The organism is Murimonas intestini (assembly GCF_024622195.1).
Taxonomy (GTDB): domain Bacteria; phylum Bacillota; class Clostridia; order Lachnospirales; family Lachnospiraceae; genus Murimonas; species Murimonas intestini.
In genome coordinates, this window is the sequence record NZ_JANKBI010000019.1 from 1 (window position 1) to 12,044 (window position 12,044).

The 12,044-nt window shown below is 49.1% G+C and carries 9 protein-coding genes; 2 read left to right on the top strand and 7 right to left on the bottom strand.

All coding sequences use genetic code 11. The annotated features are described in order from the left end of the window. Positions 1 to 252 precede the first annotated feature (252 nt). Both NSB28_RS20660 and NSB28_RS20665 read left to right on the top strand, forming a co-directional pair. Positions 253 to 1,368, top strand: coding sequence for an amidohydrolase family protein (locus NSB28_RS20660; RefSeq protein ID WP_257497751.1), 1,116 nt, complete (start codon positions 253 to 255; stop codon positions 1,366 to 1,368). Further along, positions 1,352 to 2,563 (top strand): amidohydrolase family protein, encoded by a 1,212-nt coding sequence (locus NSB28_RS20665; protein WP_257497752.1) that lies wholly within the window; start codon positions 1,352 to 1,354, stop codon positions 2,561 to 2,563. Before NSB28_RS20660 ends, NSB28_RS20665 begins: the two co-directional genes overlap by 17 nt. Here NSB28_RS20665 and NSB28_RS20670 read toward each other — a convergent pair. The 7 genes from NSB28_RS20670 to NSB28_RS20700 form a co-directional block, all read right to left on the bottom strand. Beyond that, entirely contained in the window at positions 2,541 to 4,079 is a 1,539-nt protein-coding gene (locus NSB28_RS20670; protein ID WP_257497753.1) for a response regulator transcription factor, read from the bottom strand. The genes NSB28_RS20665 and NSB28_RS20670 overlap by 23 nt on opposite strands. Next, a complete protein-coding gene (locus NSB28_RS20675; RefSeq protein WP_109625864.1) occupies positions 4,072 to 5,883 on the bottom strand; it encodes a sensor histidine kinase in 1,812 nt (603 codons plus the stop codon). The genes NSB28_RS20670 and NSB28_RS20675 overlap by 8 nt, the downstream gene beginning before the upstream one ends. 12 nt (positions 5,884 to 5,895) lie before the next feature. After that, positions 5,896 to 6,717: a carbohydrate ABC transporter permease gene (locus NSB28_RS20680; protein WP_109625865.1), complete on the bottom strand. Its 822-nt coding sequence runs from the start codon at positions 6,715 to 6,717 to the stop codon at positions 5,896 to 5,898. Continuing rightward, positions 6,714 to 7,586 (bottom strand): carbohydrate ABC transporter permease, encoded by an 873-nt coding sequence (locus tag NSB28_RS20685; protein ID WP_109625866.1) that lies wholly within the window; start codon positions 7,584 to 7,586, stop codon positions 6,714 to 6,716. Before NSB28_RS20685 ends, NSB28_RS20680 begins: the two co-directional genes overlap by 4 nt. Before the next feature lie 63 nt (positions 7,587 to 7,649). Further along, entirely contained in the window at positions 7,650 to 9,056 is a 1,407-nt protein-coding gene (locus NSB28_RS20690) for an ABC transporter substrate-binding protein (RefSeq protein WP_109625867.1), read from the bottom strand. 97 nt (positions 9,057 to 9,153) lie between these two features. Further along, a complete protein-coding gene (locus tag NSB28_RS20695; RefSeq protein ID WP_109625868.1) occupies positions 9,154 to 9,477 on the bottom strand; it encodes an L-rhamnose mutarotase in 324 nt (107 codons plus the stop codon). Positions 9,478 to 9,522: 45 nt separating this feature from the next. Next, complete coding sequence (locus NSB28_RS20700) at positions 9,523 to 12,042, bottom strand: glycoside hydrolase family 95 protein (RefSeq protein WP_257497754.1); 2,520 nt, start codon at positions 12,040 to 12,042, stop codon at positions 9,523 to 9,525. Positions 12,043 to 12,044: the final 2 nt, after the last annotated feature.

Genomic DNA, 12,044 nt, shown 5'->3' on the forward strand with positions numbered 1-12,044 from the left:
GATTTTTGCACCCTTGAATCATTTTCTCACGGCCTGTGCAGCAAATGCACAGACCTGCTGAATAGTTATATCTTTTTTTCAATATAGCATAATAGGCGGCAGAATAATAGTCTTTTTTTCAACTTTATATTGACTTTTTATCAACTTAAAGCTACATTTTAAATTAGAGACAGAACATGTTTGAAAATTGCTTTCCGTGAGATGTGCGGCACAGATTTTTCAAACAGGTTCTCATATACGAGGAGGATTGCCATGCTTGCAATTAAATGCGGACATTTACTGCTTCCCGGCGGGAGCTTTATCACAGGCGGCGCCATTGTGACCAGCCGGGGAAAGATCCTGGAAGCCGGGCCTGATACAAAAATCCCGGAGGGATGCCCCATCCTGGATGCCTCTGATAAGTGGGTGACTCCCGGACTGATAGAATCCCACGGCCACCTGTCTGAGGATTCTAACGAGATGACTGCGCCTTTTACCCCTGATATGTCAGCGATAGATGCTCTGGATCCTTTTGACCCCTGCATTCCCTTGATACGCAGCGCAGGCTTTACAACCTTCTGCACCCTTCCAGGTTCATCCAATCTGGCGGGCGGTACAGGGATCGCCGTAAAGTTAAAAGAAGCACAGTGCCCGGAAGATATGATCATACCCGAATGCCAGCCCCTGAAGATGGCAATCGGTGAAAACCCTAAACTGACATATGGAAAGAAAGGCATTACGCCGGGAAGCCGTATGGGCAATGCCGCCCTCATACGGAGGACATTTACAGAAGCTGCCGCTTACCTGGAAAAGCGTGAGAAGGGAAAATTGGATGCTCCCAACAGGGCAAAGGAAGTACTTGCAGATGCCCTGGCCGGAAAGCGGCGTGTCAAGATCCACTGCCACACAGCCCAGGATATCACTATGGCGGTGCGTCTTGCGGAGGAATTCAGGCTTACTTATACTCTGGAACACGTGACAAGCGGACGGTTTACGGCAGAATATCTGGCAGAGCACCAGGTCAGCTGCTGTGTGGGTCCTCTTCTGATCCCCGCCCTGAAGCTGGAAATGAAAGATATCCATCCCTCTAATCCGGGTGTTCTTGAGAGAGCAGGCGTCTCATTTTCACTCATCCAGGATGCCGGCTGGGATACTGTCTATCTGCCGTCTCTGGCAGGCCTCTGCACCGCCCACGGATTGAGCAGCCAGGCCGCCCTGAACGCTCTGACGATACAGGCCGCCCGCAACCTGGGCCTTGAGAGCCGCATAGGCTCACTGGAACCCGGCAAGGACGCCGACATATCTATATTTACCGGAAATCCTTTAGAAAATACTGCTGTATGCACGGATGTGCTCATTGATGGGGTTAATTATGAAAAAAGAAAATAAATTAAAAGAAAATACATTAAACAATAAGAATGATGTACTGGCAGACAGCGGAAAAATAACCGCAGTAAAGGCGGGCATGATTTTTCCTGTCACAGCTCCTCCCATCCCCAGCGGAGTCATGCTTATAAGAGATGGGAAGATCATGGCTTTAGGAGAGGGCATCCCCATCCCGGAGGGGGCAGCCGTACTTGATTATTCTAATGCTTATCTGTACCCGGGATTCATTGACGCGGGCTCACACCTGGGAGTAAATAAGGAGCCTTATAATTATTTTGAGGATGTCCTGGACGGGACTGACGCTTCCAGTCCGTTTGCGGCCGGACTGCACAGCGCAGACGCTTTCGATGCGTTCTCACCGGCCATATCCAGGGCACGCAGCGCCGGGATCACTACATGCTACATAGCTGCAGGCCATGGAAATATTATTGACGGGCAGGGGATCTGTGCAAAGCTGCGCAATTCGGCCACTGGAAGCAATATGCTGCTTCCTGGCACCGAACAGGTCAATATTACCCTGGGTGACCTGCCTGTACGTTCTTACGCCCACAAAAACCAGGCCCCCATGACAAGGATGGCAGTTTACCAGATGCTCAGGGATAAGTTCAGGGAAGCTTCTAAAAATCCTGACGATGAAAGCCTCACCCCCATAAGGCTCCTTCTGGAGAAAAAACTCAGAGCGCGGATTTACTGCTCCGCGGCCCAGGATGTGGAGAGGGCAGTCCTTCTCGGAGAAGAATTTGATCTTGACTTTGTCATAGACGGTGCACACGAAGCCTGGAAACTCCCCGGCTTCCTAAAAGAACACCACATGCCTGTAGTCTTAAACGGCGCTCCCTTCGGGCCTGTCCTGACCCAGGTTGCCGGCTGGTATGACTTTTCCCTGGATAACGCCGCCGTACTCGCTGATTCAGGCTGTCCTTTAAGTCTCACCGCAGACGAGTCCGCCAGCACTGCGCTTCTGCCATATATGGCGGGATTTCTCATCTCCCGGGGACTCTCTGCCCTAAAAGCCCTGGAGGCCATCACCATCCGCCCTGCCGAAGTGCTGGGGCTGCAGGAGCGGACCGGTTCTCTTGAGGCAGGCAAGGACGCTGACTTTACCGTCTATTCCGGGGATGCACTTGTCTCCACCTCCAGATGTCTGGGGACTTACATTGAGGGACAGAATGTCTTTACACCTCATCCCGGCATCTGAACTGCCTGGGAGAAAGTCCCGTATACTCCTTGAATATCCGGCTGAAGTAGGAAACATCCCTGTAGCCTACAAGCTCTGCAATATCTTTCAGCAGCGCGTCTGTGTGAATGAGCTGCTCCTTGGCCTTCTCCAGGCGCAGCTCAGTAATGAGCCGGTTGACAGATATTCCTTTTATGATGCTGAACTGGTTTGCGATATAGTTGGCGTTATAATTAAACTGCCGGACAAATTCCTCTATGGGGACAGGCTCTGCATAATGCTCTAAAATATATTCATACAGCAGGTCCACAACATCCTCCACCCTTTTATTCAGCCTGCTCTCCCGGGCTGTCTTGTTCATCTCATTTATGATCTGGCTGATCCCCTCCAAAAGACCGGGAAAATCAGTGGATCTCCCAACTGCTGCGTCAGCTTTATAAAGCAGTTCTTCCATCCTGTACTTCTTCATAAGCACAGGTGAGCTTCTGTATATCTCAGTAAGCAGGTATTTTATGCTGAACAGACAGCTGGACTGGGATATCCTCTCCGCACTCCATCTCTCACACATCCTGTCAAACAGCTTTATAATACCGCTTATCTCATTTTGGGCCAGCAGCGATTCTAATTTTCTCTTTTCATCATTATGAATAGCAAGCACAGCGCCCTGCTCCTGCTCTCTCTCCAGAAAGCAGGCATGGCTTCTGCCTAACAGGGCATGGTTGGCCATACACTGGCGTATCTGCTGATAGATGCCCTTAAGCTGTCCCGGTGAAGAAAGGGCATCCGATATCACCATGTTGACAGGCATTCCCAGGCGTTTTTCGTAGAAAGACAGCTCATTTACAAGACGTTTAACAGGATCTATATAATGATCACTGGCCAGCAGCAGGATCAGCCTTTCATTTTCAGCCCTTCCTTCCAATACTATGCACCTGTCCTCACCCTGCAGGCAGCCACAGAGCCATTCCTCCATTTGGGAACTGCCCCACACCTCCCTGTCAGGATGTATGAACTCCTCGGCCCAGCTGGAAAACGGACCTGCACACACCATAAAAAGATAAGCACATCTGCCCTCCCCCCAGCCTGACGGAGTTTTTATATCCTCTGTTATTCCGTTAAATATCAGTCCCCTCAGAGCCTCTTTTTCTTCATCCTCCTTTTCACTGATTATCCTGTCACAGAGCTTCTTTAATACGTCATAAAGCTCACCCCGTACAGGCGGTTTCAGAATGTATTCCTCCACGCCGTATTGGATGGCCTTTTTGGCATATTCAAATTCGCTGTAACCGCTGAGCACAATATACTGGATCCCCGGATAGGTCTTCTGGCTCTTTTCAATAAGCTCAAGCCCGCTCATTCCCGGCATGCGTATATCCGTAATCACCACATCCGGCTTCTTCTGCCCGATGAGCTTCATCGCATCTATTCCGTTTCCGCATCCTCCCTGTACCTCTATGGGCAGCTCCAGGCTTTCTACGAGCTGCATGATCCCCATCAGTATAGCCGGTTCATCTTCCACGATCAAAACGTCAATCATTGCTGTCATCTCCTTTAAACTCAAACGTCACACAGGATCCTCCTCCGTCTCTGTTTGATACGGTCAAATGTATCTTCCCTCCGGAATAAAGAGCCAGCCTGGCATAGGTATTGATGAGAGCCAAACCTCCTATTCCCATATCAGGCAGGCTGCTGCCATCCTTTAGCTCCTCCTCCAGCCTTCCAAACTGTTCCTCCAGCCTTTCCATGGCCTCATCCAAAAAGCCTGTGCCGTTATCCAGCACCTTCAGGACCCAGCCCGTCTTTGTATAGCTTCCCTTTATCCCGATCCAGTATTCTTCTTCTGTACAGTCGGCAAGACTATGCTGAAAACAGTTTTCTGCAACTGGCTGAAGGATAAACTTAGGTATCATGATATCCTCCATCCCATTCTCCACCGTAACCTCATACTTTAACTTATCCAGATAGCGGTACCCCATCAGCTTCAGATAAGTAGTCACATGCTCCAGCTCCTCTCCCAGCCTGACTACAGGGTTCCCCGTCCTGGTAGTGTACTGAAGCATCCTGGTAAGGCAGGAGCACATATCCATGATCTCGGGTGCGTTCTTCTGATACCCCATCAGTCCTATGACAGAGAGGATATTGTGCATGAAGTGGGGATTTATCTGCGCCTGCAGCACCTCATAATTTGCCTTGATCTCCCTTGTTCTGGATTCCACCAGCTCATCCCTCGATCTTTTGATCCCTGAGAGCATCTCATGGAATGCATTTGTCAGCAGGAGTATCTCATTATTCGAGGTATTGATCTTCGGACCAAGAGACAGCTTTTTGTAGTCCATGTGCTCGATCTCATCCCTCAGCTGCCGGATAGGCCTGTTCATAGTCCAGGAGATCATGAAAACCACTGCTATCACAAGCAGGAGGACGCTTGTCCCCAGAACCAGTATGGTAACTGTCATTCTGTAAATGGGCTGCATATACGCATTTGTCTCAATGAAGAAAAATATCCTCATATCGTAATTTTCAAGCCCTGATGTGCAGACAGTATACTTTGAGCCGTCCAGCTCTATTTCCTCCAGCACCTGGTCCGGCTTTTTCTCAGTGCCATATTCATACAGCTGCCCCTTCAGGCCGGCCGGCACATCCTCTGTGGTGTAGAAAACCGTGTCCTTGTACATCACAACGCCGTGTACAGGATAATCCTGCATCTGCATCTGGAATATGTCCCTGATCCATTCATCTCCATACTGAATGTCCACCAGTCCGTATCTGGAAAATTCATCCTGTATCAGCCTTGCAAATGAAAATGTCCTCTCGTCTGTTCTTCCGTATGGGTCCGGCCCCACCGGAATGATCTTCTTGCTGACCTGGTTTTCCAGCATATCATTTATCCAGCCTATAGACATGACCTTTTCCTTATTAAGTGAATCTGACTTGTAAAGGGTGAGGCTTACCTCATCATACTTTCCGGAGATCACATTGAAGCTTTTGTGGGAAAATCTTGTTCCGCTCACTCCAATTATCTCACTCTGGATGGTTCTCTCCGCGTCCAGGTTATACATGAAATAATTCTGAGGGGAATCATAGGAAATGGCATCCTTTAAAATACCTTTCACCGAAGAATTTGCGGCCAGGCTCAAAGACATATCGCTCATCTCATCCAGTATGCTCTCAAACTGGGACACTGCCTTAGATGCCAGCTGTTCCATGGCATTATCTGTCATCTGCCTGGTATTTTTTATCTGAGAGGTGCAGTAGACAGCCAAAAAGGCCAGAAATACCCCAGTAATTATACCTCCGTATACTATCAGAAGCCTTTTCAGATAGCTCACCCTTTTAAGCACCGGCCAATCCTCCTATCCTTTTACAGCACCTGCCACCATGCCGTCTACTATATATTTTTGTCCGCTCAGATACACAACTATAACCGGCACACTGGATACCAGGATATGTGCGCAGACAAGATTCCACTGGGATGAAAATTTTCCCATAAATCCATATACACCCATCACCAGCGTCCATTTATTGGAATCTGTGATCAGGTACAGAGGGAACTGAAAATCATTCCAGATAAACATGAACAATGTCACTGCAATGGTGGTTATGACAGGCTTCGTCAGGGGCAGGATCACCTGTATAAAAAGCCGCATGGGTGTACATCCGTCTACTACAGCAGCTTCATCCATCTCTTTTGGCAGTGACTGGAATGCCCCATAGGAGAGCATCACGGTCATCGGAAGAAAGATAGCCACGTAAACCAGGATAAGGCCCGCATATTTATTATACAGATGGAGTCCTTTGAGCACCTCGATCAGTGATATAAGCTGGACGGGCAGCACAAGGCCTGCCATAAAATATTTGTGTACGATCTTATTCAGCCTGCTCCTGTTCCTGGCAAGAGCAAAAGCCGCCATTGTGCCAAGCCCTGCTGAGAGCAGCACACCACATACGGTGATTATAGCACTGTTCAAAAAGGATGAGAACACTCTTCCCTCAATGAGCACTACTTTGAAATTCTCCCACCTCAGTGATGACGGCAGCTCCATACTCATAATGTCTGCCTCTGCAGGTGTCTTTAATGAATTCAGTATTACCAGCACCATGGGCAGGATCACCAGGAGGCTCAGCACCCACATGACTGCTGCCAGCAGGATCCGTCTTCTCTTTTGTTTTTTCATTGGTCCGCCTCCATTCTGGAAAGTCCTCCGTTCACAATTGCAAAAATCAGGATAATAAATATAGTCAGGCACATATTTGCAGCACTTCCCACTCCCATAGCGCCATTTCCAAGATACTTATAGACCGTGGTGCTCAGTACCTCAGTAGAGAAACCAGGCCCTCCCTTAGTCAGTGCAATGATCAGGTCAAATACCTTCAGCCCTCCGATAACATTTAAAGATATGACTGTATTTAAAGTGGGCATCATCAGGGGCAGAGTTATTGTCCTGAACTTCTGCCAGCCGGTGGCGCCGTCAATAGTTGCCGCCTCGTAATATTCACTGGATATGCTCTGCAGCCCTGCCAGTATGATGATCATGCAGAACCCTGATCCCCTCCATATCTCCACAAAGATAACGGAAGCCATGGCAGTGGACGGCTGCCCCAGCCAGTCATTAGCTCCCAGGGCGGGGCTGAAAATGTGAAACAGTTGGTTGAGAAGCCCTGTATTAGGCATCAGTATGGATTTAAATATAATCCCCACTATAAGAGTGCTTAAAACAGCCGGCAGATAAAAAACTGTCCGCAGGGCATTCCTTGTCCTCATCTTTGTATTGAGTGCAAGAGCAAGAGCAAAACCAAGAGCGGTCTTACATATGGTAGTCAGGACCGTAAATGCAATAGTATTGCCGAATCCGCTCTTAAACATAGAATCTCCAAGCAGTACCTTATAATTCTCAAGTCCGCAGAAGGTCTTCTGCGAGGAATAGATGGTCCAGTTAGTAAAAGAATACAGCAGTCCCAGCACACTTGGCAGGATAAAAATAACAGTATAAATAATAAAAGGTATAAACCAGAAATAATTTGGATATGTTTTCTTTGGATTCATGCAGTACCTCCCCTATAATGCGAAGGGAGCTGCCAGCAGCGGCAGCCCCCAGATTTCTTACTGTCAGAAGCCTTCCATACCAAGCGCCTTACAGATCTGCGCTCTCATAGTATCGTATTCTTTTACCGCTTCTTCTGCAGTCTTATTTCCTATCAGAACCTCCTGTGCCAGCTTGCACAGTCCGTCAAAGTCCTGACCCTGTACGAGTGAATTATGTCCGTAATGGAAAGAGTACTTTCCTGCATTCAGATCCTCTATCAGCTGCTTTGTAGGCGTGAGGCATTCTACCTCCACATCCTTCCACGGTGTGGAAGCTTCACCCATTGCTTTATAAAACTCATTCAGATTTTCCTGCTCCGTACAGAATCTGAAGAAATCCTTTACTATATCCGTGTGCTTACCGTCTTTGGGAATATACCACTGCGCTGTCGTTCCTGCAAAATATGTATCGGCATCTCCTATATAGTAGGGAATAAATATCATGTTTTCAGATGAACCAGGGTATTTTTCTTCCATTGTCTTGTCCCAGGTGGTAAGGCCGATCGTGACTCCACAGAGATTTTCACCAAATGCCTTAAATTCCCCGTCCCAGGAATCAGCCATAGTATTGGCACCCAGCCAGCCCTTTTCATTCCATCTGCGCAGGTCTTCAAGCACGGATGTCATTCCCGGGATCTCTGAATAAGTGATCTCATTTCTATCCAGCTTATTGATCAGTTCCGGATCTGCATCCAGGGCTTTCTGGATTCCTCCGCTTGTCATATTCCCTACCAGCCACGGATCTTTCGAACCGAGATACATAGGCTGTATTCCATTATCCTTTAAGGTCTCAAAGCATTTCTCCAGTTCTTCCTTGGAGGCCGGTATCTCCAGCTTATTATCTTCAAATACCTTTTTGTTGACTGCAAAGCAGAAGTATCCCTGTCCTCCCATGGGGAGTCCCCAGATCTTTCCGTTCACCATCATCGCTTCCTCATTGACCAGCTGGTCCGCCCACGGCTCCTCAGTCAGATCCAGCAGGTTTTCCTCCGGAAGCATGTAGGTGTGCTCCCTCACAGAACCTGAGTTAAAGATAATATCCGGAAGCTCCTTTGTGGCAAATTTTGTCTTTACAAGTTCTGCCGCCGTATCGTCAGGGAGCATCTGAATGTCAAACTTTACGCCTGTCTTGTCTGTATACTTCTGAAAGAGTGCTTCTCTTCCCGGTGTATCCCATCCCTGCGCAAGCACAACACTTAACGTCACGCCGTCATAGTCCAGCGCTGCCGTGGTCTCAGTATCCTTATCCTCCCCGCCCTCTTCTGCATCTTTTTCTGATTCCTTATCCGTCTGGGCTTCTGTGCTCTTCTTAGTGCCGTCCTCTTCTGTCTCTTTTTTCGCCGGGGATCCGCCAGTCCCGCATCCCGCCAGCACAGCACCCGCTGCAAGTACGCCTGATAATAACAGCGCCGTAATCTGTTTCTTTTTCATACTGTATCCTCCTTACACCCTGTTTGTTTGATAGCCTCATTATAATCCGCGCTGCTTTTTTATTACATGAACAATTCATAGAAACCATATGGACTATTTACTCAAGGTGATACACTTCCTCCATCCCCGTCCACCAGCTGCCGCTATCCGGCTCTTCCAGACTCTGCTGGCAGGGTTTTACCACATCCCACCATTTCTGTGTAGCCGGATCGGCAGCCATCTTAGCCATATCCCCCTCGTAATCCTCCCCTGTATACTCATAACATGCAAATAGATATTCACCATAGTGGTAAATACTGTAATTAGTAATATTGCACTCTTTGATCATCCTGTTCACTTCAGGCCAGGGATCAGCGTGATATGCCTTATATTCTTCCAGGCGTTCCGGCCTGATCTTTATTAATTCACCTATCCTTCTCATATATATCCTCCATTTTCTCCGGATGTCCGGCAAAAGTCATACTGTTCACTTCGCAAAGAGTAACCCGCAGGCCACATATTTTTTTCCTGCCCTGGCATAAATTTCTGCCGTATATTCCCCGCCGCTGCCGTCTGCCTGTATTTTGTGCCTACTCTCATTCCTGTTATCTGCTGTTTTGGCCAGCTGCACAGTAAAGGGATCCCTTGCCGTCAGAAGCAGCTTTCCATCCTCTGCCGCCTCAATGTATGCTTTCGTCAGATGCCCGTCCTGCCATTCTATAGATACCCCGAACCCTCCTCTTGCTGTAAGTCCCCTCACTCTGCCGTTCTTCCACCTGTACGGCAGCGCATACAGCAGATCCAGCCGGGCCGTTCCCTGCTCAAAACTGCTCTGCATGAGTAATTCTGCGATCCCGGCTGCTGCCCCCAGGTTCCCGTCTATCTGAAATATCTCCCTTTCTCCCGGTCCCTCTCCCAGCGGGGGATGAAGGTCCAGCAGATTATCATAGACGGAATGTCCCAGCATTTGAGAAAGGCAGTTTTCCGCCGCCTCAGCATCTCCCAGTCTTGCATAGAAATTCACCAGCCAAGCTGCGTTCCACCCTATATGTATTCTCGCGTACTCTGTTCTGCGCTCAATGGTCCTTCTGACAGCAGGAAGCAATTCCTTCTGCCTGTGCCGGCTGATCTGCTGCATGGGATGGAAGCCTGCCAGATGGGCAAAATGTCTGTGCCCGGGATCCGCTTCCTCAAAGTCTTCCAGCCATTCCCTGAGCTGCCCATACCTTCCGGTCTGATAACCCGGCAGCCCTTTCAGGAGGTCTTCTGCCTGCCTCTGCAGATCATCTTCAATTCCAAGCACCGTGCATATTTCCTTCATATTTTCCAGCGCCTCTCTGACCAGCGCTATATCCATTGTGGACGAGGCGCTGACACAGCACTCTCTGCCTCTCTCATCCAGAAACGTATTTTCCGGTGAGGTTGACGGGCAGGTGTGCCATCTCCCATCCGGTCCCTGGACAAGATAATCAATAATAAATTCAACACATTCCCTGCAGACCGGATAGGCGCGCTCCCGCAAAAAACGCTCATCCCTTGTATACAGATAGTGCTGGTAAAAGCTCTGGGCCAGCCAGATGCCTCCCATTGGCCAGAATGCCCACTTCACTTCACCTGATGCCGGAACAGCCTGACGCCAAAGGTCTGTATTGTGGTGCACGGCAAATCCTCTGCACCCCAGCGCTTCTGCCGCTGTTCTCCCTGACAGGCGCAGTTCGTCCTGCATATGGAACAGGGGCTCTTCACATTCCGGCAGGCTGCATGGCCCGCACAGCCAGTAGTTCATCTCTGTATTAATATTTGTGGTCCAGTTGCTGCTCCATACAGGCCGCACATCCTCACACCAGATCCCCTGCAGGTTAGCAGGCTGTGATTCCCTGTGTACAGGCCTCGAGGATGAGATCATCAGATAACGGCCATACTGAAATAACAGACTGTACAAACCTGAGTCATATAAGGCTCCCTCTCCGTCTTTTCTCTGCCCGGAGCCGTCTGCTGCCATCAGGCTGCGTATTCTGTTTAACCGCATATCTGTGGGAAGTTCTTCATAATCCTCATCCCTGTTTTCATTCTCTCCATCCCAGATTACAAGTTCCACCCGCCCATACAGCTCTGCGTAGTCTCTGATATGTTCTTTTTCCAGCTGTTCCCAGCTCTTCTCTGATGACTTTCTCCATTTCCTCATGTTCTCCATATCCAGGTTCTCATAATTCTCTTCCAGAGGCTTTTTATACCCCCTGTAGCCCGTCTCCCCCAGGACCAGCAATGTAAGGTCAGTAAAATTTTCCGCAAGAAGGCTTTCGTCTTCCTCAATGCGGACACTCCCGTCTGTCCTGGTGATACCCATCATCAGCGAAAATCTTATCCCCGGATGTTCCATATCATATTTAACAGGAGTACGGCTCTCCACATAATTTGGTTCCACATGGCCGGGTGCCGTTCCATGCAGACAGACGATCGTGCTCCCCGCTGCCCTGCGGCAGAATGGATGGGGCGTGTTTAAAGAAATCCTTGCTGAAACAGGTATCCCATTGCTGGACAGATGTACCGCCAATGCATCTGCCGGTGCAGAACATATGGCCCTGCTGCTGACCTCTCTCCCCTCAGAGCCGGCTTTTACAGTTGAGAGCGCTGTATCCAGCCGAAGCTCTCTCTCATATTCAAGTGCCGGGAATGAGTTAAGATATTCAATTTCCAGACTGCCCGCCGTGGTATATGATTCATTCCAGGTTCCCAGCATTGTCTCCTTCATTCTCTGCCCGGCCTCGAAATATTTCCCCTCCCACACCAGGCCTCTCACTCTTTCCAGTTCGCCTGGGGGTATGTGCTGGTCTTTCCTCCAGCATTCTTCAGTACCTGACCACAGCGTGTCCATGTTCAGCGTCATTTTCTCCCTGGGATATCCTCCATACACCATAGCCCCAAAAGAACCATTTCCCACAGGCAGGGCCTGGGAAAATGATTCTGCCGGCTGCCTGTACCACAGCCGCGGTATGCTTTTTCCCATCT